Here is a 23489-nt window from a genome sequence, read left to right as displayed (position 1 = left end):
TCGATGACGTCGGAAATGATGTCTTCCAGGTAACGTTCCCTGGTCAGGCTATGTCCTCCCAACCCGGATGGAGTGCGGTGTGACGCGTCGGACACTGGTCCTGGGCGGCGCGCGTTCAGGCAAGTCGGCCCACGCCGAGGGCCTGGTCACGGACGACGTCGTCACCTACGTGGCGACGGCCCGCCGCTACCCCGACGACGCGGACTGGGAGCTGCGGATCGCGCAGCACGTGGCCCGCCGCCCCACCACGTGGCACACCGTCGAGGCCCCGGCCCCGAACGACCTGACCGCGCTGCTCACCGCCACCGCCGAGAGCGACCCGCCGATCCTGGTGGACGACCTGGCGACGTGGCTGGCCGGCGCGCTGGACGACGCCGGCGCGTGGGAGGGCCACGGCGTCGGCGAGGTCGAGCGGCAGTGCGGCGCGCTGGTCGACGCGGTGTCCCAGACCCGCGCCCGGCTGGTGCTCGTCTCGGCGGAAGTCGGGCTAGGCGTCGTGCCGAGCACGCGTTCTGGCAGGCTCTTCCGCGATCACCTCGGTTCGCTCAACGCGCGGCTGGCCGAGGTCTGCGACGAGGTGTTGCTGGTCGTCGCCGGAATCCCACTGCGACTGCGCGAAGCCGGAGGTAGTCGGTGACCATCGAGTTCCCGCACGTCGACCCGCCGAACGAGGGCGCCCGCCGCGAGGCGGTGGCCCGGCACGGGGTGCTGACGAAGCCCGCCGGGTCGCTGGGCAAGCTGGAGGAGCTGGGCGTCTGGGTGGCCGCGTGCCAGGGCGTGTGCCCGCCGCGCCCGTTCACCCGGCCCCGGGTGATCGTCTTCGCAGGTGACCACGGCGTGGCCCGGCACGGCGTGTCCGCGTACCCCAGCGAGGTCACCGGCCAGATGGTGGCGAACTTCCTGGCCGGCGGCGCGGCGGTGAACGTGCTGGCCACGGTGGCGGGCGCGACCGTCCGCGTGGTGGACGTGTCGGTCGACTCCGACACCTCCGTCGGCGACGCCAAGATCCGCCGCGGCTCCGGCTCCATCGACCGCGAGGACGCGCTGACCCGCGAGGAGGCCGAGCAGGCCGTCGCGCTCGGCCGCAAGCTCGTGGACGACGAGGTCGACGGCGGTGCGGACATCCTGATCGCCGGCGACATGGGGATCGGCAACACCACCCCGGCCGCCGTGCTGATCGCGGCCCTCACCGGGTCCGAGCCGGTGGCGGTGGTCGGCCGGGGCACGGGCATCGACGACCGGGGCTGGATGCGCAAGACCGCCGCCATCCGGGACGCGCTGCGCCGCGCCCGCCCGGTGATCAGCGACCCGGTGCAGCTGCTGGCCACCGCGTCCGGGGCGGACATCGCCGCCATGGCGGGCTTCCTGGCCCAGGCGGCGGTCCGCCGCACGCCCGTCATCCTGGACGGCGTGGTCGTCGGCGCCGCGGCGATCGTCGCCGAGGAGCTGGCCCCCGGTGCCCGCGAGTGGTGGGTGGCCGGGCACAAGTCCGCCGAACCCGCGCACGCCCTGGCGCTCAACCACCTCAGCCTGGAGCCGCTGCTCGACTTCGACCTGCGCCTGGGCGAGGGTTCCGGCGCGGTCGCCGCGTTCCCGCTGGTCGCGATGGCCACGAAGGTCCTCGCCGAGATGGCGACCTTCGACGGCGCGGGCGTGTCCGGACCGGCCTGACGACGACGCACCCGGCCCTCCGATGCGCTTGGCCCTGTCCTGGCTGACCGTGCTCCCGGTCCACGTCCCCGACGTGGACGCGCGGTCGGCCAGGCGCGCCATCCTCTGCTCGCCGCTCGTCGGCGTGCTGCTCGGGCTGGTCACCGCAGCGGCGCTGCACGGCCTGGCGGTGCTCGGCGCGCCGCCGCTCCTCGCGGGCTTCCTCGCGGTCGGCGGGTTGGCGCTGGCCACCCGGGGAATGCACCTGGACGGCCTGGCCGACACCGCCGACGGCCTCGGCTGCTACGGCCCGCCGGAACGCGCGCTGGAGGTCATGAAGCAGGGCGGCGCGGGCCCGTTCGGGGTGGTCGCCCTGATCATCGTGCTCGGCGGGGAAGCGGCCACCCTGCCCACCGTCCCGTGGGGCGCGGTGGTCCTCGCCCTCACCGCCGGCAGGGCCGCGTTCGTCCTGTGCTGCCTGCGCGGCGTCCCCGCGGCACGCCCCACGGGCCTCGGCGCCCTGGTGGCCGGCACCCAACCACCGGCCACGGCCATCACGTGGTGGCTGCTGCTCGCCGCAGCGGGCTACTTCGTGCACCCGTGGCACGGCCCGCTCGCCGTCCTGCTGGCCGGCGCGCTCGTGCTCCTGCTGATCCGCCACACCCGCCGCCGGTTCGGCGGGATCACCGGCGACGTGCTCGGCGCGGCGTGCGAGACGGCGAGCCTCACCGTGCTCGCCGTCTGCTCCCTCTCCTGACAACCCGGCCCGGCAACCCAAGCCCGGCGCAACCCAAGCCCGGCAACCCGGCCCGGGTCGTCGACCTCAGGCCAGCGGGGTCATCCACCCGTGCGGGTCCTCGACCAGCCCCTGCTGGATCCCGGTCAACCGGTCCCGCAGCTTCAGCGTCACCTCGCCGGTCGCCCCGCCCGACACGCTGAACTCGCCGCCCGCGTGCTTCACGTGCCCGACCGGCGTGATCACCGCCGCCGTGCCGCAGGCGAACACCTCGGTCAGCTCACCGGACTCGGCCTTCTTCTCCCACTCCTCGGTGGAGATCCGCCGCTCCTCGACCCCGTACCCGAAGTCGGCGGCGAGCCGCAGCAGCGAGTCGCGGGTGATGCCCGGCAGCAGCGCGCCGGACAGCTCCGGCGTGACGACCCGCGCGTCGGCCCCCGAGCCCAGGACGAAGAACAGGTTCATCCCGCCCATCTCCTCGACCCAGCGCCGCTCCACGGCGTCCAGCCACACCACCTGGTCGCAGCCCTGCTCGGCGGCCTGGGCCTGCGCCACCAGGGACGCCGCGTAGTTGCCCGCGAACTTGGCCGCGCCGGTACCGCCCGGCGACGCGCGCACGTACTCGGTGGACAGCCACACCGTCACCGGCTTGAGGCCGCCCGAGAAGTACGACCCGGCGGGCGAGGCGATGAGCACGTAGACGTACTCGGACGAGGGCCGCACGCCCAGGCCCTTCTCCGACGAGTACATGAACGGCCGCAGGTACAGCGACTCCTCCGCGGCGGCGGGCACCCAGCGGCCGTCGACCGCGAGCAGTTCCCGGACCGACTGGAGGAACAGCTCGTCAGGCAGCTCCGGCATGGCGATCCGCCGCGCGGAGGCGCGGAAGCGCTCGGCGTTCGCCTCGGGGCGGAAGGACGCGATGGATCCGTCGGGCCGGCGGTACGCCTTGAGCCCTTCGAAGATGGCCTGGCCGTAGTGCAGCACCATTGCCGCCGGGTCCAGCTCCAGCGAGTGGTAGGGCTCGACTGCGGCGTCGTGCCAGCCCTGTTCGCGGTTCCAGCGGATCGTCACCATGTGGTCGGTGAAGTGCTGCCCGAAGCCCGGCTTGGCGAGTACCTCCGCGACCCGCTCCGGGGTCGCCGGGTGGGGGTTGGGGGTCCGGGTGAAAGGCAACGCGGTCGTCATGACAGCACACTAGCTCCCAGTGCGACTTCGGAAAATCGCTGTCCCGACGCTCGGACGTCCGACTTCCCCGTGGCCACGCACATACGAGGCCACCTCACACTTCCTTCTTTCCAGCGACACCCCCAGGGCGTCTACTGGGGCACCTTCTACTGGGGCACCTTCTACTGGGGCACCTTCTACTGGGTACACCCCCGGCGCCCATTCACCCGACCGATTGACGAATCCTTCCGAGCCCCAGCAACCCGGTGCCCACCACGAGCGCGATCCCGGTGATGACCAGGGCGTCGGCCGGCGCGCTCATCGCCAGCAGCACCGACAACCCCAACCCCAGGCACGCCGTGCGCATCGGCCACGTCCGGTCTTCCTGGAGCAGCACCCGCGCCGACGCGTTCGTGAACCCGTAATAGAACGCCGTGCCGCACGCCCCGACCGCGAACGCCGTGGACGTCGGCAACGCCAGGAACGCCACGGCGGCCAACGCGACCGAGACGACCTCCAACGGCCACTGCGCCCGGATGTTCGGCAGGTCGCCGTGCTCCACCAGGCCGACGAGCGTCCGCCGCGCCCCGCCCAGCACGAACACCAGCACCGACACCGCCGCCACCGCCGCGCCGATGCCCAGCACCGGCACCAGCGCCCGGCCGTCCGCCGCCACCAGCGCGTCCCGCAGCGGAGCCGGCGACAGCGCCAGCCGTGCGGGCCCGAGCTGGTGCAGAACCGCCGCGCCGAGCCCCAGCACGACCACGAACACCACGCCGACCAGCACCGGGACGGCCACCTTGAGCACCGAGGCGGAGAACACCCGCTCCCCGCGCGCCGGCGCGGTGATCCGCTCGAAGCCGGTGAACGCGGCGAACATCAGCCCCGCCGCGCCCATGATCCCGTCGAACCCGGCGGGCTCGACCGGCCCGCCCGGCACCACCGGACCGGCCGCCGGCGTCACCGAGAAGCACACCAGCACGACCACCGCCAGCACCGCGACCACCACCAGCACCGACGCCCAGCCGACGTACCCGGCCAGGTGCCGCCCGACGACCGCCGTGAGCACCAGCACCCCGAGCCCGGCCAGGACCCGGTCCGCCGGGAACGCGTACGCGCCGAACGCGCCGGCCACCGCCGCCGCCAGCCCGGCCCGGCCGACCAGGTGCGCGCTCGCGCCGATCCGCGCGGGCCACGGCCCGAGCTGGTGGCGGATGTAGGCGTAGCCGCCGGCCGCCTCCGGGTACGCGCGGTGCTGGTCGGCGGTGGAGTAGGCGCAGCACAGCGCGGTGAGCGCGGCGAGCATCAGCGCGAGGAGGAACCAGGGACCCGCGACGGCGGCGGCCGGGGCGAATCCGACGAGGATTCCGGCACCCAGGGTCGCGCCGAGAGCGAGTACCACGGCCCCGGCACGGGGCGTGACAGTCACCGCTACACCGTCCCATATAGCCCGCGCGACAACTAACGCCCGGCCGGTCGACCCACGATCGTGTTAATTGTTACTCCCCGCTATCGAAGGTGCGGCGGCCCCCTCTCTGAACAAGACCTTTAGCATTCGTCACGATCCACCCCACCCACGTTCCCGCCGCACGACCAGGAAGTGCCGGGAGGACCCCCGTCAAGGAGCCGCAGTGACCGCCCCCAAACTGGCCATCACCGACAGTGACCTGAGCACCACAGCCGTAGACGCGGTGGTGGTGGGCACCACCCAGGGACCCGACGGCCTCGCCCTCACGGGTGCCGCCGAGGCGGTGAACGCCGCGTTCGACGGCGGATTGCTGGACGTCCTCGCCACCCTGGGCGCGACCGGCAAGGCCGAAGAAGTCGTCGCCGTCCCCACGTTCGGCAAGCTCGCCGCGCCCCTGGTGATCGCCGTGGGCCTGGGCAAGCCGACCGGTGACGAGGTCGGCGAGGAGCAGGTGCGCCGCGCGTCCGGTGCCGCCGTCCGCGCCCTGACCGGCAAGAAGCGCGCCACGTCCACGCTGTCCGCGATCCACCTCGGCGCGGCCGTCGAGGGCACGCTGCTCGGCGCGTACCAGTTCACCGCGTACAAGTCGTCGGCCGGCGAGGAGCCGGTGGCCCGCGTCGACCTGGTCGCGCCCGCCGAGGGCACGGCCAAGGCGCACCGCGCGACGGTGAAGGCGTCCACCGCGATCGCGGAGGCCGTCGCCGCGACCCGCGACCTGATCAACACCCCGCCGAACGACCTGTTCCCGGCGTCCTTCGCGGAGCGGGCGACCGCGCTGGCCAAGGGCATCGACGGGCTGGAGGTCGAGGTGCTCGACGAGAAGGCGCTGCGCAAGCAGGGCTTCGGCGGCATCCTGGGCGTCGGCGGCGGCTCGTCCCGCCCGCCGCGCCTGGTCCGGGTGACCTACCGGGGGCCGAAGGCCGGCAAGAAGGTCGCGCTGGTCGGCAAGGGCATCACCTTCGACACCGGCGGCATCTCCATCAAGCCGGCGGCGGGCATGGACGAGATGACCTCGGACATGAGCGGCGCGGCGGCGGTCGTGGCGACCGTCGTGCTGGCCGCGAAGCTGAAGTACCCGCTGGAGGTCACCGCGTGGGCCCCGCTGGCGGAGAACATGCCGTCCGGCACCGCCTACCGGCCCGGTGACGTGCTCACCATGTACGGCGGCAAGACCGTCGAGGTGCTCAACACCGACGCCGAGGGCCGCCTGGTGCTGTCCGACGCGATCGTGCGGGCGTGCGAGGACCAGCCGGACTACCTGATCGAGACCTCCACGCTGACCGGCGCGCAGGTCGTGTCGCTGGGCAAGCGGACGGCCGGCGTCATGGGCTCCGACGAGTTCCGCGACCGGGTGGCCGCGCTGGGCCGCGCGGTCGGCGAGAACGCCTGGGCCATGCCGCTGCCGGACGAGCTGCGCGGCGACCTCGACTCGCGGGTCGCGGACCTGGCCAACGTCGCCGGGCACCGGTTCGGCGGGATGCTGGTCGCCGGGATCTTCCTGCGCGAGTTCGTCGCCGACGGCGTGCCGTGGGCGCACGTCGACATCGCGGGCCCCGCGTTCCACAGCGGTGGGCCGCACGGGTACACCACCAAGGGCGGCACCGGCGTCCCGGTCCGCACGCTCGCCGCCGTCCTCGCGGACATCGCCGCGAACGGCTGATCTCTTCTCCCGACCACGAAGGGGCCCCCGCCGCGGGCCCCTTCGTGCTTTCTCCTCCCTGTTCGCCGACCCCCGCCCGCACCGCACCGGGCAGCCCTCGGGTCAGTACCCGATCGCGATCGCCTGCCCTGCCGTGGACGGGTCTTCGAGGCAGACCACGATCAGGTCCGCCAGGTCGGCGCGCGAGATGTTGTTGCCCCGCCGCAGGTTCGTGCCCACCGCCGTGCGGTACTTCCGGGTGTGCGCGCCGCCGGTCAGCCGGGGCGGCCGGACGATCGTCCACTCCAGACCGCTCGCCCGGACGAGCCGCTCCATCCCGGCCATGTCGCCCCAGGCATCCTTCAGCAGCCGCCGCAGGAGGGGTTTGACCAGGTACCGGCTCGGCACGGTGTCCTGGTCGTCCACGGTCATGCCGCTGTTGCTGACCGCGATCAGCCGCCGCACCCCCTGCTCCCCCATCGCCGCCACGATGTTCGCCGTGCTGTCGGTCTGCACGCTGGTCGGCCCGCGCCCGCGCGCCCCGATCGCGGTCACCACCGCGTCCGCGCCCGCGATGGCCGCGCCGATCGACGCCACGTCCGCCACGTCGGCCACCACGTCCCGCCCGTTCGCCGTCCGCACGACGGCCGTCACGTCGTGCCCGGCCGCCCGCGCCTGCGCCACGACCTGCGCGCCGGTGCCCCCGCTCGACCCGAAGACGGTGATCTTCACGTTGAACCCCCTGCAGTGGTTGGTGAGTACTCACTAACCACTATGATTACCACATGACCACACGCGACCGCATCCTCGACGCCGCGGCCCACGTGATGCGGACGAAGGGCCTCGCCCGCACCACGACCAAGGAGATCGCCAAGGCGGCGGAACTGTCGGAAGCGGCGCTGTACAAGCATTTCCAGGACAAGACCGGCATGTTCCTGGCGGTCCTGAAAGAACGCGTGCCGAGCGATCTCGGCGCACTGCTGGCGGGCCTGCGCGCGGGCGCGGGCGACGTCCGGGAAAATCTCGTGGAAGTCGCCCGGACCGCACTCGGCTTCTACGCCGACACGTTCCCGATCGCCGCGTCGGTCTTTTCCGAGCCGACCCTGCTCGCCGCGCACAACGACCTGCTCAGGCAACGCGGCGCGGGCCCGCACGTGGTGGTCGAGGCGCTCGCGCGCTACCTCGCCGAGGAACAGGAAATCGGCAGGCTGCCGGCCACGGCGCAGCCCCGCGCGGTGGCCGCGATGCTGCTCGGGGCGTGCCACTACGACGCGTTCCTCGGATTCTTCACCGAGTGGCCCGCCGACCCCGACGAAATCGTCGGCACCCTCTACTCGGGGCTCTCCTGAGTCCGCGCGGCCGCACCGCGCGGGACGCTCAGCCGTTCTGGTTCTTGCGGCGGGAGTACTCGCGCATCCGCTTCGGGTAGCCCACGATGCCCGCGTCGTAGATCGGGATGCCCAACTTCTTCGCGAGTTTCTTCGCCGCGTCCGCGCCCTCGATGCGCCGGCGGGTCCACTCGCCGTCGTGCGCGACCAGCACCACCGTGGTTTCCGTCACGGTCGTCTTGGGCTCCACGTACGCCTCGACACCGCGCCGTTGCGCCGCCCACTTCTCCAGGTGGCCGGCGTCGGTGGACGTGGCCGACCGCAGCACTCCCGGGCGCTGCTTCCTGCGAAAACGGTCGAACAGGCCCACCGGGCCACCTCCTGACGCGACTCCTGGCGACCATGGTGCCGGCGTCGGTGTGAAGGTGTGGGCAAATCCTCCCAAGAGGACACCGCGTCGCCGCCCCCCGTGAAGTAGTGACAAGATGGCAATCACCCGCGCGCACCCGCGCGATGTAAGGCAACAAGCTCTCCAGGGAGATCCCGTGACCGACACCTCCGCCGACCTTGTGATCCTCGGTGGCGGCTCGGGCGGCTACGCCTGCGCGTTCCGCGCGGCCGAGCTCGGCCTGTCCGTCGTCCTGGTCGAGAAGGACAAGCTGGGCGGCACCTGCCTGCACCGCGGCTGCATCCCGACCAAGGCCCTGCTGCACGCGGCGGAGGTCGCGGACAACGCCCGCGAAGGCGACCAGTTCGGCGTGAAGTCCTCCCTTGAGGGCATCGACATGGCCGGCGTGAACTCCTACAAGGACGGTGTGATCAGCCGCCTCTACAAGGGCCTGCAGGGCCTGGCGAAGGCGAACAAGGTCACCCTCGTGGAGGGCGCGGGCACGTTCGTCGGCCCGAACACCGTCGAGGTGGACGGCGACCGGTACACCGGCAAGAACGTCGTGCTGGCCACCGGTTCCTACGCGCGCAGCCTGCCCGGCCTGGAGATCGGCGGCCGGATCATCACCAGCGACCAGGCGCTGAACCTGGACTACGTGCCGGAGAAGGTCGTCGTGCTCGGCGGCGGCGTGATCGGCGTGGAGTTCGCCAGCGTGTGGGCCTCGTTCGGCGCGGACGTGACCATCGTGGAGGCGCTGCCCCGCCTGGTCCCCGCCGAGGACGAGTACGCCTCCAAGCAGCTGGAGCGCGCGTTCCGCCGGCGCGGCATCAAGTTCAAGACCGGCGTGAAGTTCACCGGCGCGACCCAGACGGAGTCCGGCGTCTCGGTGACCCTGGAGTCCGGCGACGTGCTGGACGCCGACCTGCTGCTGGTCGCCGTCGGCCGGGGCCCGAACACCGCGGGCCACGGCTACGAGGAGGCCGGCGTCAAGATCGAGCGCGGCTTCGTGATCACCGACGACCGGCTGCGCACCAACCTGCCGAACGTCTACGCGGTCGGCGACATCGTGCCCGGCCTCCAGCTCGCGCACCGCGGGTTCCAGCAGGGCATCTTCGTCGCGGAGGAGATCGCCGGGCAGAACCCGAAGGTCATCGACGAGGCGGGCATCCCGCGGGTCACCTACTGCAAGCCCGAGGTCGCCTCGGTGGGTCTGTCGGAAACCGCGGCCAAGGAGAAGTACGGTTCGGTCGAGACGTTCGTCTACGACCTGGCGGGCAACGGCAAGTCCCAGATCCTCAAGACCGCCGGCGGCGTGAAGCTGGTCAAGGCGCCCGACGGCCCGGTGGTCGGCATCACCCTGGTCGGCGAGCGGGTCGGCGAGCTGATCGGCGAAGCCCAGCTGATCTACAGCTGGGAGGCTTACCCCGAGGACGTGGCTCCGCTGATCCACGCCCACCCGACCCAGACAGAAGCCCTCGGCGAGGCCTTCCTCGCCCTGGCCGGCAAGCCGCTGCACGTGCACGGCTGACCGTCGCACCCCAGTCAGCCGATCCCCGACCCACGCACGAGGAGTCAGCGAACGATGGCCTTCTCCGTCCAAATGCCCGCACTCGGCGAAAGCGTCACCGAGGGCACGGTCACCCGTTGGTTGAAGCAGGAGGGTGACCGCGTCGAGGTCGACGAGCCGTTGGTGGAGGTGTCCACCGACAAGGTCGACACCGAGATCCCGTCCCCGGCGGCGGGCGTGCTCCAGAAGATCGTCGCCCAGGAGGACGAGACCGTCGAGGTCGGCGCGGAACTCGCCGTCATCGGTGACGGCGACGCCGCCCCGGCGCAGGAGTCCGCCCCGCAAGAGCAGGCCGCCCCGGAGCCGCAGGCCCCGGCCGAGCAGGCCGCGCCCGCCCAGGAGCAGGCCCCGGCGCAGGAGTCCGCCCCGGAACCGGCCCAGGAGCCGACCCAGGAGTCGGCACCGTCCGGCGGTGCCGCCGAGGGCACCCCGGTGACCATGCCGGCGCTCGGCGAGAGCGTCACCGAGGGCACCGTGACCCGCTGGCTCAAGCAGGTCGGCGACTCGGTCGAGGTGGACGAGCCGCTGCTGGAGGTGTCCACCGACAAGGTCGACACCGAGATCCCGTCCCCGGTCGCCGGCACCCTGCTGGAGATCACCGCGGGCGAGGACGAGACCGTCGAGGTCGGCGGTCGGCTCGCGGTCGTCGGCTCGGGTTCGCCCGCGCCGGCCGCCGCCCCGAAGGCCGCGCCCGCCCCGGAGGCCAAGCCCGCCGAGGCCCCGAAGCCCGCGCAGCAGGCCCCGGCCCAGCCCGCGCAGCCCGCCCAGGCCCAGCCCGCCCCGGCCCAGCCGGCGCAGCCCGCGCAGCCGCCGGCCCAGCCCGCCCAGCGGCCCGCCGCGTCCGACGACGCCAACGGCGCGCCGTACGTGACGCCGCTGGTCCGCAAGCTGGCCTCGGAGAACGGCATCGACCTGGGGTCCCTCAAGGGCACCGGCGTCGGCGGCCGGATCCGCAAGCAGGACGTGCTGGCCGCGGTCGAGGCCGCCAAGGCCCCGGCTCCCGCGCCGGCCGCCGCCCCGGCCCCCTCCGCCCCGGCGCAGCGGGTCGCGACCACGCCGGCCGTGGACACCAGCGGCAAGCGCGGCACCGTGCAGAAGCTGCCCCGCCTGCGGCAGATCGTGGCGCAGCGCACCCGCGAGTCGTTGCAGGTCTCGGCGCAGCTCACCCAGGTGTTCGAGGTGGACGTCACCAAGATCGCCCGGCTGCGCAACCGCGCCAAGGCGGCGTTCGAGCAGCGCGAGGGCACCAAGCTCACGTTCCTGCCGTTCTTCGCGAAGGCCGCCGTCGAGGCGCTCAAGCAGCACGCGGTGCTCAACGCGTCCATCGACGAGGAGAAGAAGGAGGTCGTGTACCACGGTGCCGAGCACCTGGGTATCGCGATCGACACCGAGCGCGGCCTGCTCAACGCGGTGATCGCGAACGCGGGCGACCTCAACCTGGCCGGCCTGTCGCACAAGATCGGCGACTTGGCGGCGCGCGCCCGCAGCAACAAGCTGACCCCGGACGAGCTGACCGGCGGCACGTTCTCGCTGACCAACCTGGGCAGCAACGGCGCGCTGTTCGACACCCCGATCATCCAGCAGCCGCAGGTCGGCATCCTGGGTGTCGGCGTGGTCAAGAAGCGCGCCGTGGTGATCACCGACGAGAACGGCGACGACACCATCGCGATCCGCTCGATGGCCTACCTGGCCCTCACCTACGACCACCGCCTGGTGGACGGCGCGGACGCGGGCCGGTTCCTCACCACGATCAAGAACCGCCTGGAAGAGGGCGCGTTCGAGGCCGACCTCGGCCTCTAGGCACCACCTGTCGCCGAAGCCGCCCCGGGCACCGCCCGGGGCGGCTTCGGCCGTCGCGGGGCGGCTCCCGGCCGTCGCGAACGCGAGTGGCGCGCGCTACACCGGGGCCGCTGTGCACCGGGTCGGTCACTGCGAGACGATCAACCCATGCGGGTAGTGGTCGCGGGTTCGTCCGGTTTCATCGGCACCAGTCTGGTCGCCGCGCTGCGCGGCGCGGAGCACGAGGTCGTCCGCCTGGTCCGCCGCCGGCCGACCGCGCCGGACGAGCGCGGCTGGGACCCGCCCGCCGGGCACCTCGACCCCGGTTCGCTCGACGGCGCGGACGCCGTGGTCAACCTGTGCGGCACGGGGGTCGCGGACAAGCGCTGGGACCACGCCCGCAAGCAGGTGCTGCTGGACTCCCGGACGGTGCCGACCGAGGTGCTCGCGGCGGCGGTCGTCGAGCACGGCGTGCCGACCCTGGTGAACGCGAGCGCGGTCGGCTACTACGGCGACACCGGCGACGAGGTGGTGGACGAGTCCGCGCCGTCGGGCACCGGGTTCCTCGCCGACATGTGCCGGCAGTGGGAGGCGGCCACCGAGGCGGCGGCGTCGCAACGGGTGGTGCGGCTGCGCACCGGTCTGGTGATCAGCCCGTCGGGCGGGCTGTTCGGCAAGGTCAAGCCGCTGTTCCAGTTCTTCCTCGGCGGGCGGCTGGGCGACGGCCGGCAGTACATGCCGTGGATCTCGCTGGACGACGTGATCTCGGCGATCCAGTTCGTGCTGGAGCACGACGACGTCGAGGGCCCGGTGAACCTGACCGCGCCCGGCCCGGTGACCAACGCCGAGTTCACCCGCACGGTCGGCCACGCGCTGCACCGGCCGACGCCGTGGGTGGTGCCCGCGTTCGCGCTCCGGGCGCTGCTCGGCGAGATCGCCGACGAGGGCGTGCTGGCGGGCCAGCGCGCGGTGCCGAAGGTGTTGGAGCGCCACGGTTTCCACTTCCTGCACCCGGCGCTGGGCGCGGCGGTGGCGGCGGCCGTCGCCGGATGACCGACCGCCCGCGCGCGGTGCGGGGCGCGGCCGTCCGGCTCGGCGCGGTCGGCGTCGGGCTGGTGCTGGCCTCGGTCGTGCTGGGGATCGCGGTGCGCGCGACCCCGCCGGCGCTGGACGTCGTGCTGCGCGACCACGCCCGCGGGCTCGCCCCGGCGTTCGGGCGGGCGGCGACCGCGATCAGCTTCGTGCTCAGCCCCGGCCTGGCGGTGATCGCCCTGGTGTCGCTGGTGCTGCGGGCGGTCTTGGCGCGCGAGGTGCTGGTGTTCAAGGCCGCGGTCCTGCTCGCGGTCTCGTGGTGCGCGCTGCTGGCCCGGTTCGGGTACGGGCGGGTGCGGCCGGTGGCCTACGACCTGCCCTCGTACCCGAGCGGGCACGTGACGGCGGTGACCGCGGTGGCGTTCACCGGGGTCGTGCTGTGCGCCCACCTCGCCCGCCGGCACCTGCGCGAAGCCGTGGCGCTGGCGGTCGTCGCGGTGGTCCTCGTGGCGGCGAGCCGGGTGGTGCTGACCGTGCACTGGTTCACCGACACGGTGGGCGCGGTGCTCGCCACGACGGGCGTCGGCCTGCTCGCGGCCCTGGCCCTGCGGCTGCTGCCGGCAGGCGTAGGGTCGAGGCGTGAGCAGTCCTGAACTCTCCTGCCGCACCTCGACGGACCCGATCGACGTGCGTGAGCTGGGCACCATCGACTACCTGGCCGCGTGGGACCTGCAACGCGAACTCAACGACGCCCGCGCGGACGGCGACATCGGCGACACCATGCTGCTGCTGGAGCACCCCCCGGTCTACACCTGCGGCCGGCGCACCGAGGACGAGGAGCGGCCCAGGGGCGGCGACATCCCGGTGATCGACGTCGACCGCGGCGGCAAGATCACCTGGCACGGTCCCGGCCAGCTGGTCGGCTACCCGATCATCGCGCTGGCCGAGCCGATGGACGTGGTGCAGTACGTGCGGCGCCTGGAGCAGGCGCTGATCCACGTGTGCGACCAGCTGGGCGTGCGCACCGGCCGGGTGGACGGCCGCAGCGGCGTGTGGATCGCGGCGGACGACCGGGGCGTGGAGCGCAAGATCGCGGCGATCGGCATCCGGGTGCAGCGCGGCGTGACCATGCACGGCTTCGAGATCAACTGCGACGCGGACCTGGCCGGGTTCGGCGCGATCATCCCGTGCGGGATCCGGGACGCGGGCGTCGCGTCGCTGTCGCGCGAGCTGGACCGCGAGGTCACCGTGGACGAGGTGCGCCCGCTGGCCCGCCAGGCGGTGATCGACGCGCTCAACGGCGATCTGCCGTTGACCGACCGCACGCTCATCCGTGAACAACCGGTCGCGGCCGGCGTCACGTTCGCGGTGCGAACCTCCTGACAACCCCGAATCGCCCCCTCTAGTATTCCGGAATTACGGACTACCAGAGGGGAGATTCGTCGTGCTCCTGACTCGACGGCACCTGCTCTCCGCCTGTGGTGTGGCGGGCGGCACCCTGCTGCTGCCCGCCCTGCCCGCGGCGGCCGATCCCGCCCCCGACGACTGGCCGGGGTGGTTACGCGCGAACCGCGGGCACGTCGCCGCGGTGTTCGACGACGGCAACGGCGGCCGGCTCGCCCACCGCCCCCACGCGCGGCAACCCCTGGCGTCGGCGGTGCAGGCCGTGCACCTCGCCGGCTACGACCTCGCGGTGCGGCGCGGCGAGGCCGACCCGGGCGAGCGCGTCCGCGTCGGCGACTGGGAGGCCCACCACCTCGGCCCGGACGACGGCGCGCACCAGCGGTCCCTGCGCACGCTGAACCTCAAGTCCTCCGGCGGTCGCACCGCCGACGACCCGAACGCCGCGATCACCCTGGACGACCTGGCGGCGGTGACCGCCCGGCACGGCGACCACGCGGCGGCGGACTACCTGCGGCACCGGCTGGGCGAGCGGACCCTGCGCGCGGCGGCGGTGCGCGGCGGCTGGCCGGACGCGCCGGTCCCGTCGCTGCTGGGCGAGCGGCTGCGGTTCGTGCTCGGCCGCGAGGTCGACGTCCGGCAGTACCTCGCCGACCCGCGACTGCAGCTGGAGGTCATCGGCCGGCTGCCCGGCGCGCCGGCCGACTACGAGGGACAACGCCCGTTCGCGCGCACGACCTGGCGCGGGACGGCAGCCGGCCTGCACCGGCTGCACCGCAACCTGGACCGGTTCCCGCGCGCGTCGGCGCACCTGGAGCACGGCCGGACCGGGCCGGACGGCGTGGCCGGCATCGCGGTCATGGGCGGTGCGCTGCCCGGCGTGCTCACCATCGGGTCCCGGGTCCGGTGGCGGGACGGTCGGATCGGCACCGCCGCCGTGCTGGTCGAGGAGGTCGACCAGGCCGGGTCCGACGCGGCCGGGCGGCTGGTCGACCTGGTGGTCCGAGCCCTGCTGGACCCCGCTGCGCTGGGGGTATTCCAGGTGAGCCTCTCGTAGGATGACCACGGTGGACCTGGTGCAGCGACTTGCCGAGCTGGAGCAGCGCGTGGCGGCCCTGGAGGGCGACGAGCGCGAGACCGAGGTGCTGCCCGAGACCGAGGACGGCGGCGGCGCGTTCGGCTACGGCGGGCGGGTGTCGCTGGGCGGCGGGCGGGTGACGTGGCAGATGGACGTCACGCCGGAACGCGCGCTGTCGCTGGCCGACCGGCCCCGGATCGAGGTGCTGGCCGCGCTGGCGCACCCGGCGCGGGTGGACATCGTGCGGTCCCTGCTCGCGCAGGGCCCGCAGCCGGCGGCGGTGCTCCAGGAGGCCGCCCGGCTCGGCTCGACCGGCCAGCTCTACCACCACCTGAAGGCGCTCACCGGCGCCGGCGTGGTGGAGCAGGACAAGCGCGGGAGCTACCGGCTGCGCGGTGCGGCCACCATCCCCGTGCTCGTCCTGCTCACCGCCGCGTCCGACGTCGCGGGTCAGCTGCGCAGCTGAGGCGCGACCTCGGCCGCCACCAGCTCCAGGTGGTCGAGGTCGGCCAGGTCCAGGACCTGCAGGTAGACCCGGCTGATCGCGGTCCCCTCCCGCCACCGGCCGAGCTTCTCGACGACTTCGGCGGGCGTGCCGGCCAGGCCGTTCTCCTTCAGCTCGGCCACGTCGCGGCCGATCGCCGCGGCCCGGCGCGCCACCTCGGCGTCGTCGCGGCCCACGCACAGGACCAGACCCGCCGACCGGGTCATCGTGGCCGGGTCGCGGCCGATCTCCCGGCACGCCGCGTCGACCCGGGCGAACTGCTCGGCGGCGAACCCGGGGTCCACGAACGGCAGGTTGAACTCGGTGGCGTACCGGGCGGCCAGCGCGGGCGTGCGCTTCGCGCCCGTGCCGCCGACCACCACCGGGACCCGGGACTGCGCGGGCTTGGGCAGCGCGGGCGAGTCGGCCAGGGTGTAGTGCTTGCCCTCGAAGGAGAACTTCTCGCCGACCGGCGTGCCCCACAGGCCGGTGATGACCGCCAACTGCTCCTCGAACAGCTCGAACCGCTCGCCCAGCGACGGGAAGCGCAGGCCGTAGGCGGTGTGCTCGTCCTCGAACCAGCCGGACCCGAGGCCGAAGTCGACCCGGCCGCCGGACATCACGTCGACCTGCGCGACGGCGACCGCCAGCGGGCCGGGGTGCCGGAAGGTCGCGGCGGTGACCAGCGTGCCCAGCCGGATGGTCTTGGTCTCGCGGGCCAGGCCCGCCAGCGTGATCCACGCGTCGGTCGGGCCGGGCAGCCCGTCGCCGGGACCCATCCGCAGGTAGTGGTCCGACCGGAAGAACGCGCCGTAGCCCGCGTCCTCGGCGGTGCGGGCGACGCGCAGCAGGTCGTCGTAAGAAGCCCCCTGCTGGGGCTCGGTGAAGATGCGAAGCTCCAGTTCCACGGCTCAACGCTAATCGCAGCCCGCCGGTGCCCGCGATCCGACGCCCGCGAACCGCGCCCCTCGGCCCCGGCCCGGGACCGCCCCCTGCGCGTAGTCGTCCAGGTGGCGGGCCGCCCACAACGTGAACGGCACCGTGGCGTGGGCGGCGGTGCAGCGGCCGTTGCCGAGTTCGTGCAACGGCGATCGCCGGCGACGGCACGTGCGCCTGGCCCGGTGACCCCCGGCTCGGCACCTGGTCGAGGAAAGACGCGGGTGCCGGCGGGTCGAGTTGCGCGGCCAAGGCGACGGCGACCGCATCGGCCACCCCGTCCGGGTCGTCGGCGAACCCGGCCCCGGTCGAAGTCGTGGCGGGCGGAGCCTGCGGCCAGGCGTTCCTGGTCCAGCACGGCGAAGACGGAGAACTCCGGAGCCCGGCGCGTCGCCGAGGGCGAGTCCGTGCCGGCGGTCGAGCGCGGTGGGTCAGCGGCGGCGGGAGCGGGAACGGGGGTCGGGGGTCACCCGGGGCGGGGGCTCGGTGACCCGCAGGCCCTCGACCACCCGCACGATGGTGCGCTCCACCTCGGCACTGGCCTTGCGCGGGTCGGCGGCGCCGGCGATCGTGCTCGCGCCCGCCGACAGCGCGCCGAACAGCAGCCGCGCCATGGTCTCCACCGGCAGCTGCTCCAGCTCGCCGTTGGTGATCAGCACCTCGATGGTGGAGCGCAGCAGGCCGTAGCTGAAGTGCTCCTCGGCCTCGCGCCACCGCTCCCAGCCCATCACCACCGGGGCCTCGTGGATGACGATGCGCTGGTAGGAGGGCTCCAGGCAGACCCGGACGTAGGCGCGCAGGCCCGCGATCGCGGTGTCCCACGGGTCGCCGGGCGCGCTGACGATCTCGCCGAGCTTGCGCATGAACGCGTTCTCGACCGAGTCGAAAGCCGCCTCGAACAGCGCCTGCTTGCCGCTGAAGTGGTGGTAGAGCGCGCCCTTGGTCAGCCGGGCGCGCTTGGCCACCTCGTCCAGCGACGTGCCCGCGTAACCGCGTTTGGTGAACAACTCCACGGCGCTGTCCACGAGGGCCTGCCTCGTGGACTCGGAGTAATCCACCCGCCTCGACCGCACTGTCACCACGTTCACAACCGTACGACATACCGACGGTACGTACCCGTGGTATGTTCGCCCCATCGGCCATACCACCGGTATGCCAAAGACCTGGGGTATGCCGCCGGCCACGAGAGAGGGAGGCGTGATCATGAGCTGGAACGACTTCTACCGACGGCGCGACGCCCTGGACGCCGTGCTCCGCACCGCGACCCCCGAAGCTCCCCTGACCTTCGACCGGGACGTGTTCGCCACCGAGGACGAACTGCTCCTGGCCCTGCACTACCGGTGGATGCGGCAGCTCACCGGCCGGCTCGGCGTCGCCTTGGAGGACGGCGACGACCGCGTCGAGATCGTCACCCGGACGTGGCGGACCCTGGCCGCCCGGCAGCCCGTGCTGCGGGCCGTGCTGGACGAGCACCTGACCTCCGCCGAGGCGGTCGGGCGCGAGCAGCGCCTGCTGGCCCTCACCGCCGGACTGGCCGAGCTGTCCGAGCCCGCCGACGAGATCACCCGGGTCGGCGCGGCGTTCGCCACCCTGATCCGCACCGGCCCGGCCGACCGGGTCGAGACCCGCAAGCTCGCCAAGAGCGCCTGACGCCGGTTAGGTGGTCACCATGAAGTGGACCGAAGCGGACATCCCCGACCAGACCGGGCGCACCGCGCTGGTGACCGGGGCGAACTCGGGCCTGGGCCTGCGCACCGCCGAGGTGCTCGCCGGCAAGGGCGCCCGCGTGCTGATGGCCTGCCGGTCCGCCGAACGCGGCCAGCGCGCGCTGGAGCGCGTGCTCGCCGGCGGTGGCGACGCCGAAGTCGTGCCGCTGGACCTGGCCGACCTGGCCTCGGTCCGCGACGCCGCCGCCGAGGTGGCCGACCGCACCGACCGGCTGGACGTGCTGGTCGACAACGCCGGCGTGATGGCCTGCCCGCTGGAGCGCACCGCGGACGGCTTCGAGCGCCAGTTCGGCACCAACCACCTGGGCCACGCCGCGCTGACGTGGCGGCTGATGCCGCTGCTGCGCGCGACGCCGGGGGCCCGCGTGGTGATCGTGTCCAGCCTCGCCCACCAGCAGGGCGCGGTGGACCTGGCCGACCCGAACTACGAGGTGCGCAAGTACTCCGCCTGGCGCGCGTACGGCCAGTCCAAGCTGGCGAACTTGCTGTTCATGAGGGAGTTGGACCGCCGCTGCCGGTTGGCGGGCGCGGACGTGACCTCCGTCGCGGCGCACCCCGGCCTGACCGTCACCGAACTCAGCTCCACGATGGCCCGCGCGCAGCGCAGCCCGCTGCTGGCGGCGGGCGCGAAGATCACCGCGCTGGTGTCGCAGGACGTGGCGATGGGGGCGTTGCCGCAGCTCTACGCCGCGACGTCGCCCGACGTGGAGCCCGGTGGCTACTACGGCCCCGGCGGGTTGGGCGGCACCAGGGGCCACCCGGCCCGCGCGGGCTCCACGGCGGCGGCCCGGGACGACCTCGCGGCGGGCCGGCTGTGGGACCTGACCGCCGATCTCACGGGCGTCACGCCCGACCCCTCGTGACGTAGGGTTGGGGACGTGACCGTCGTACCTGAGGGTCGGAAGCTGCTGCGGCTGGAAGTGCGCAACAGTCAAACGCCCATCGAGAAAAAGCCCTCGTGGATCAAGACCAAGGCGAAGATGGGCCCCGAGTACCGGGAGCTCAAGGGCCTGGTCAAACGCGAGGGCCTGCACACGGTGTGCGAAGAGGCCGGCTGTCCCAACATCTACGAGTGCTGGGAAGACCGCGAAGCCACCTTCCTGATCGGTGGCGAGCAGTGCACCCGCCGCTGCGACTTCTGCCAGATCGACACCGGCAAGCCCGCCGACCTGGACCGCGACGAACCGCGCCGGGTGGCCGAGTCCGTGCAGGCGATGGGCCTGCGGTACTCCACGGTGACCGGTGTGGCGCGCGACGACCTGGCGGACGGCGGCGCGTGGCTGTACGCGGAGACCGTCCGGCAGATCCACGCGCTCAACCCCGGCACGGGCGTCGAGCTGCTGATCCCGGACTTCAACGCGGTCCCCGCGCAGCTCGCCGAGGTGTTCGAGTCCCGGCCCGAGGTGCTCGCGCACAACCTGGAGACCGTGCCCCGGATCTTCAAGCGCATCCGCCCGGCGTTCCGCTACGAGCGGTCGCTGGAGGTGATCACCAAGGCCCGCGAGGCGGGGCTGGTCACCAAGTCCAACCTGATCCTGGGCATGGGCGAGACCCCGGAGGAGGTCGCCGAGGCGCTGCGCGACCTGCACGACGCGGGCTGCGAGATCATCACGATCACCCAGTACCTGCGGCCGTCCCCGCGCCACCACCCGGTCGAGCGCTGGGTGAAGCCCGAGGAGTTCGTGACCCACAAGGAGACCGCCGAGGGCATCGGCTTCTCCGGCGTCATGGCGGGCCCCCTGGTCCGCTCCTCGTACCGCGCGGGCAGGCTGTACGCGCAGGCCGTGCAGAAGCGCGGCGACGTGCTCCCGGACAACCTCCACCACCTGCTGGAGGCCGGCAGCGCGGCCCAGGAGATCACCTCCCTGCTGGCCCGCTAGCCCACCGCTTCGCGAACGCCCGGCCTCGACCAGGCCGGGCGTTCGCGCTGTCCGGGGCGGCGACTCAGAGCTTCACCACCGCCGACCGGCCCGCGCCGCGCCTGATCAGGACGCCGTCGAGGACCTGCGGGCAGTCCACGACCCCCGCGTCGACGTCGAGCTGCCGGCCGGTGGCGAGGTCGAGCACGGCGTACTGGTTGTTCGCGACCACGTAACCCTTGCCCCGGTGGCTGCCGCACCAGCGGCCCGCCAACGGCAGTTCCCACACCTTCTCGCCCGTCCGCAGCGACAGCGCGACCAGCTCCGACGTCGTGGTGAGCGCCACCCCCGCCGTCTGGTCGACGGCGAAGTGCTGGTCCGCGATGCCCGAGGCGCTGCGCCGCCACCGCTCGACGCCCTCGGGCACCCCGTAGGCGGTGATGTCGTCGGTGCTGAGCACCGACCGCGCCACCAGCAACGTCGACCCGTCCGGCGACACGGAGCGACCGCTGCGCTCCCAGTCCCCCGCCACCGCGCCGGGGACGCGGCCGACCGGGACCCCGTCCGACAGCCGGACCAGCTCGACGTGGTCGACCTCCCCGTACGGGAAGGGCTTCGTGCGGTGGTCGACCACGACGTGGTTGCCGACGAGCAGGCCGCCGGGCTGAGGTCGGGTCGCGCCGGTGGCGAGGTCGACCGCGTACAGGTCGCCGTGGTCGACGAAGCGCAGCCACGCGTACCGCCTGTCGGCCGAGATCTGCCGGTCGGACAGCTCATCGCCGCAGACCGTGCTGCGCTCCCGCACCACCTGCCCCGGCAGCGGGCGCTCGAACGCCGCCGTCGCCCAGACCTGCGCGCCGTCCTGGGCGCGGCGGGCGAGCAGGCGGGAGGACTCCGTCGGCGGGACCACGCCGACCGCGGGCCGGACCTCCTTCTCCACCAGGACCACCAGGTCGGTGCCGTCCGGCGACCTGAGCACCGAGTAGTGGCAGAACGACGAGCCGATGCCGGGTTCGGCTCGCAGGTCGCGGCGGAACCCGCCCACCGTCCGGCCGGTCGCGATGTCGATCGTGGAGAGCACCAGCCCGTCCCGCCGCCGCACGTCGGAGACGACCACCACGTGGCCGTTCGACGCCCCGAACAGGTCCTCCTCGGCGGTGTGGAGTTCCGCGCCCGCGCGCGCCGGCACCCCGGCCGCCACCGGGGTGGCCGCCGGCGCGGTGACCGGGGAGCCCGCCACGACCTCGCCGCCGCCGGCGCCGGACACCACGACGAGCGCGACGACCAGCGCGGCCACCGAGCCGAGCACGACGAGACCGGTTCGGCCACGGGCGCGGTGGACGTTGTGCACCCGGTCGCCGATGTGGTTGCCGGATCCGGTGACCGCGTCCCGGCCCGCCTGCACCACCTCGACCGGGCCCGCCTCGGCGACGACCTCGGCCCGCAGGCTCACCGAGGGTCCGCGCCCGGCCCGCAGCCGGTCGAGCGCCGCCGCCAACCCGGCGGCGAACTCCTCGTCCCGCACCGCCCGGCGCAGGCACTGCCGGAACAGGTGCTCGCGGTCGTCGTCACCGGGCGCGCGGCGGACCTGGTCGATCGCGGCCGCGAGTTCCGGCACCTCGCGCACCGAATCGAACAACGCCTCGATACCCGGATCCGCCGGCGACTGCCCTCGGACAAAACCAAATAACTCGTCCGCCGCATCGTCGGCGACCGCCATCGCTGACCTCCCGAGCCTGGCTCGCATTCACCGTCACCCGCCGATACCGCGCTCGCCGGCGCGACCGCCGGACACCGGTGCCGGTTCGGGTGCGGGACCGATCAATTGCGCCCCCGCGTCCCGGACGCCCCAGAGTTCCAGCAGGCTGGACACGGCGTCCCGGATGCCCTCGTAGCTCTCGCGCGGCAGGTCCGACGGGAGCTCGACGTGTAGCTCCGGGTTGGGCATGAGCCCAGCGTTCCGGCAGACAGACGGTCACGCAATGCCCCGATAGTGGAATCACGAATGATTGATCGGGCAATAAGCAAATGCGCGGAGCGACCTACCGGACAGATAACGGCGGGATTTCGATCGAATCGGACCGAAGGTGAACCCGAACACAGTGGTGGGCGCGACAGGATTCGAACCTGCGACCGCTCGGGTGTAAACCGAGTGCTCTTCCGCTGAGCTACACGCCCGGGACGCCGACCCCGACTCGGGGCGGCGCCGGAAACGCTATCAGGACTTCAGCGCGGCCACTGCCTTCTTCCACGCCTCCTGGTCGCGCGCCTCACCGGGCGCGTTGACCTCGGCGTAGCGCACCACGCCGGCGGTGTCGATCAGGAACGTGCCCCGGTTGGCCAGGCCCGCCGTCTCGTTGAACACGCCGTACCGCGCCGCGACCTCGCCGTGCGGCCAGAAGTCCGACAGCAGCGGGAACGTGTAGCCCTGCTGCTCGGCCCACGCCTTGAGGCTGAACGGCGTGTCCACGGACACCCCGACGACCTGCACGTTCTCGTCCTCGTACGCCGCCAGCTCGTCCCGCACCTGGCACAGCTCGCCGGTGCAGATCCCGCTGAACGCGAACGGGTAGAACACCAGCAGCACGTTGCGCTCGCCGCGGAACGACGACAGCGCCACCGGCTGCTTGTTGTAGTCGTTGAGCGTGAAGTCCGGAGCCTCCGAACCGACCTCGACCGCCATGCCACACCCTTCCGCGCACCCACTCGGGACGACGGGCTCCACGCCTGCGGAGCCCGCCGCCGAGCCTAGCGGCAGCGCGGTCGGGTGGTGCTCAGCGCTTGGTCTTGGCCGACTTCGGGGACACCAGTCTGGTGGCCGTCCAATCGGAACTCGCGGTGATGTTGGAGGTCTGGGCGAGCCCCGCGGTGGACACGCTCTCGGCGATGTCACTCGGCTCGACGTGACCCTCGCGCCCGGTCTTGGGCGTCAGGACCCAGATCACGCCGTCGTCGGCCAGTGCCGTCGTGGCGTTGATCAGGGCGTCGGCCAGGTCGCCGTCGTCGTCGCGCCACCACAGCACGACCACGTCCATGACCTCGTCGGAGTCCTCGTCGAGCAGATCACTGCCGATGCGTTCTTCGATCGCGGCACGCAGGTCGTCGTCGACGTCCTCGTCCCAGCCGATCTCCTGGACCACGCTGCCCGGTTCGATCCCGAGCCTGTCGGCGACACCGATCTTGCCGGCGTCTTCCGCGGCGACCACGGCTTCCACTCCTCCAAGTACACAAGAGCGGCAGCCGGGTTCGA

General features: G+C 73.1%; 25 protein-coding genes and 1 tRNA gene. 15 read left to right on the top strand and 11 right to left on the bottom strand.

The features are described from left to right. Window positions 1-79 precede the first annotated feature (79 nt). From cobU to cobS, 3 genes are read left to right on the top strand one after another with little or no spacing between them, the layout of a single operon-like run. Entirely contained in the window at window positions 80-637 is a 558-nt protein-coding gene (gene cobU / locus AC0HI0_RS44045; RefSeq protein WP_480929394.1) for a bifunctional adenosylcobinamide kinase/adenosylcobinamide-phosphate guanylyltransferase, read from the top strand. Then, window positions 634-1671 (top strand): nicotinate-nucleotide--dimethylbenzimidazole phosphoribosyltransferase, encoded by a 1038-nt coding sequence (gene cobT / locus AC0HI0_RS44040; protein ID WP_480929393.1) that lies wholly within the window; start codon window positions 634-636, stop codon window positions 1669-1671. Before cobU ends, cobT begins: the two co-directional genes overlap by 4 nt. A 22-nt stretch (window positions 1672-1693) precedes the next feature. Continuing rightward, window positions 1694-2407 (top strand): adenosylcobinamide-GDP ribazoletransferase, encoded by a 714-nt coding sequence (cobS, locus tag AC0HI0_RS44035; protein WP_480929392.1) that lies wholly within the window; start codon window positions 1694-1696, stop codon window positions 2405-2407. 66 nt (window positions 2408-2473) lie between these two features. Here cobS and AC0HI0_RS44030 read toward each other — a convergent pair whose 3' ends face one another. Both AC0HI0_RS44030 and AC0HI0_RS44025 read right to left on the bottom strand, forming a co-directional pair. Beyond that, window positions 2474-3574 carry a branched-chain amino acid aminotransferase gene (locus tag AC0HI0_RS44030; protein ID WP_480929391.1) on the bottom strand — a complete coding sequence of 367 codons (1101 nt, stop codon included), beginning with the start codon at window positions 3572-3574 and terminating at the stop codon, window positions 2474-2476. A gap of 202 nt (window positions 3575-3776) precedes the next feature. Then, entirely contained in the window at window positions 3777-4982 is a 1206-nt protein-coding gene (locus AC0HI0_RS44025; RefSeq protein ID WP_480929390.1) for an APC family permease, read from the bottom strand. 202 nt (window positions 4983-5184) lie between these two features. Here AC0HI0_RS44025 and AC0HI0_RS44020 point away from each other — a divergent pair, with 202 nt between their 5' ends. Further along, on the top strand, window positions 5185-6681 hold the full coding sequence (locus AC0HI0_RS44020) for a leucyl aminopeptidase (RefSeq protein ID WP_480929389.1): 1497 nt from the start codon (window positions 5185-5187) through the stop codon (window positions 6679-6681). A gap of 102 nt (window positions 6682-6783) precedes the next feature. On the opposite strand, the gene AC0HI0_RS44015 is transcribed toward AC0HI0_RS44020, so the two are convergent. Then, entirely contained in the window at window positions 6784-7392 is a 609-nt protein-coding gene (locus AC0HI0_RS44015; protein WP_480929388.1) for an NAD(P)-dependent oxidoreductase, read from the bottom strand. 53 nt (window positions 7393-7445) lie between these two features. Between AC0HI0_RS44015 and AC0HI0_RS44010 the strand changes: the two genes are divergently transcribed. Further along, the gene (locus AC0HI0_RS44010) at window positions 7446-8009 is read left to right on the top strand and encodes a TetR/AcrR family transcriptional regulator (RefSeq protein ID WP_480929387.1); all 564 of its coding nucleotides are present in this window, start codon (window positions 7446-7448) and stop codon (window positions 8007-8009) included. Window positions 8010-8037: 28 nt separating this feature from the next. On the opposite strand, the gene AC0HI0_RS44005 is transcribed toward AC0HI0_RS44010, so the two are convergent. Then, window positions 8038-8358 (bottom strand): oxidoreductase, encoded by a 321-nt coding sequence (locus AC0HI0_RS44005; RefSeq protein ID WP_480929386.1) that lies wholly within the window; start codon window positions 8356-8358, stop codon window positions 8038-8040. A gap of 175 nt (window positions 8359-8533) precedes the next feature. On the opposite strand from AC0HI0_RS44005, the gene lpdA reads away from it, so the two are divergent. The 7 genes from lpdA (at window position 8534) to AC0HI0_RS43970 (ending at window position 15699) form a co-directional block, all read left to right on the top strand. Further along, a complete protein-coding gene (gene lpdA, locus AC0HI0_RS44000; RefSeq protein WP_480929385.1) occupies window positions 8534-9904 on the top strand; it encodes a dihydrolipoyl dehydrogenase in 1371 nt (456 codons plus the stop codon). 54 nt (window positions 9905-9958) lie between these two features. Next, on the top strand, window positions 9959-11743 hold the full coding sequence (gene sucB / locus AC0HI0_RS43995; protein ID WP_480929384.1) for a 2-oxoglutarate dehydrogenase, E2 component, dihydrolipoamide succinyltransferase: 1785 nt from the start codon (window positions 9959-9961) through the stop codon (window positions 11741-11743). 147 nt (window positions 11744-11890) lie between these two features. Further along, complete coding sequence (locus AC0HI0_RS43990) at window positions 11891-12775, top strand: TIGR01777 family oxidoreductase (protein ID WP_480929383.1); 885 nt, start codon at window positions 11891-11893, stop codon at window positions 12773-12775. Next, a complete protein-coding gene (locus tag AC0HI0_RS43985; protein ID WP_480929382.1) occupies window positions 12772-13407 on the top strand; it encodes a phosphatase PAP2 family protein in 636 nt (211 codons plus the stop codon). The genes AC0HI0_RS43990 and AC0HI0_RS43985 overlap by 4 nt, the downstream gene beginning before the upstream one ends. Further along, entirely contained in the window at window positions 13394-14137 is a 744-nt protein-coding gene (gene lipB / locus AC0HI0_RS43980) for a lipoyl(octanoyl) transferase LipB (protein WP_480929381.1), read from the top strand. The genes AC0HI0_RS43985 and lipB overlap by 14 nt, the downstream gene beginning before the upstream one ends. A 61-nt stretch (window positions 14138-14198) precedes the next feature. Next, window positions 14199-15212 (top strand): hypothetical protein, encoded by a 1014-nt coding sequence (locus AC0HI0_RS43975; protein ID WP_480929380.1) that lies wholly within the window; start codon window positions 14199-14201, stop codon window positions 15210-15212. Between the two features lies 1 nt (window position 15213). Further along, complete coding sequence (locus AC0HI0_RS43970) at window positions 15214-15699, top strand: ArsR/SmtB family transcription factor (protein WP_480929379.1); 486 nt, start codon at window positions 15214-15216, stop codon at window positions 15697-15699. Here AC0HI0_RS43970 and AC0HI0_RS43965 read toward each other — a convergent pair. Both AC0HI0_RS43965 and AC0HI0_RS43960 read right to left on the bottom strand, forming a co-directional pair. Further along, complete coding sequence (locus tag AC0HI0_RS43965; protein WP_480934524.1) at window positions 15684-16619, bottom strand: LLM class F420-dependent oxidoreductase; 936 nt, start codon at window positions 16617-16619, stop codon at window positions 15684-15686. The genes AC0HI0_RS43970 and AC0HI0_RS43965 overlap by 16 nt on opposite strands. A gap of 465 nt (window positions 16620-17084) precedes the next feature. Then, complete coding sequence (locus AC0HI0_RS43960; protein ID WP_480934523.1) at window positions 17085-17726, bottom strand: TetR/AcrR family transcriptional regulator; 642 nt, start codon at window positions 17724-17726, stop codon at window positions 17085-17087. Between the two features lie 130 nt (window positions 17727-17856). Between AC0HI0_RS43960 and AC0HI0_RS43955 the strand changes: the two genes are divergently transcribed. From AC0HI0_RS43955 to lipA, 3 genes are read left to right on the top strand one after another with little or no spacing between them, the layout of a single operon-like run. Continuing rightward, window positions 17857-18303, top strand: a complete 447-nt coding sequence (locus AC0HI0_RS43955; protein WP_480929378.1) for a hypothetical protein — start codon at window positions 17857-17859, stop codon at window positions 18301-18303. Window positions 18304-18322: 19 nt separating this feature from the next. After that, window positions 18323-19243, top strand: coding sequence for an oxidoreductase (locus tag AC0HI0_RS43950; RefSeq protein WP_480929377.1), 921 nt, complete (start codon window positions 18323-18325; stop codon window positions 19241-19243). Window positions 19244-19258: 15 nt separating this feature from the next. Next, entirely contained in the window at window positions 19259-20260 is a 1002-nt protein-coding gene (lipA, locus tag AC0HI0_RS43945) for a lipoyl synthase (protein ID WP_480929376.1), read from the top strand. A gap of 64 nt (window positions 20261-20324) precedes the next feature. Here the strand turns inward: lipA and AC0HI0_RS43940 are convergent, their stop codons facing one another. From AC0HI0_RS43940 to AC0HI0_RS43920, 5 genes are all read right to left on the bottom strand, one after another. After that, a complete protein-coding gene (locus AC0HI0_RS43940; protein ID WP_480929375.1) occupies window positions 20325-21866 on the bottom strand; it encodes an outer membrane protein assembly factor BamB family protein in 1542 nt (513 codons plus the stop codon). Window positions 21867-21992: 126 nt separating this feature from the next. Beyond that, window positions 21993-22187 carry a hypothetical protein gene (locus tag AC0HI0_RS43935; protein ID WP_480929374.1) on the bottom strand — a complete coding sequence of 65 codons (195 nt, stop codon included), beginning with the start codon at window positions 22185-22187 and terminating at the stop codon, window positions 21993-21995. A gap of 155 nt (window positions 22188-22342) precedes the next feature. Continuing rightward, a tRNA-Val gene (locus tag AC0HI0_RS43930) sits at window positions 22343-22417 on the bottom strand. A 40-nt stretch (window positions 22418-22457) separates the two neighbouring features. After that, window positions 22458-22922, bottom strand: coding sequence for a peroxiredoxin (locus AC0HI0_RS43925; protein ID WP_480929373.1), 465 nt, complete (start codon window positions 22920-22922; stop codon window positions 22458-22460). A 91-nt stretch (window positions 22923-23013) separates the two neighbouring features. Beyond that, a complete protein-coding gene (locus tag AC0HI0_RS43920) occupies window positions 23014-23445 on the bottom strand; it encodes a DUF3052 domain-containing protein (protein ID WP_480929372.1) in 432 nt (143 codons plus the stop codon). Window positions 23446-23489: the final 44 nt, after the last annotated feature.

The organism is Saccharothrix sp. NBAS 001, from assembly GCF_056640475.1.
This window is presented reverse-complemented; position numbering and strand designations above follow the sequence as displayed.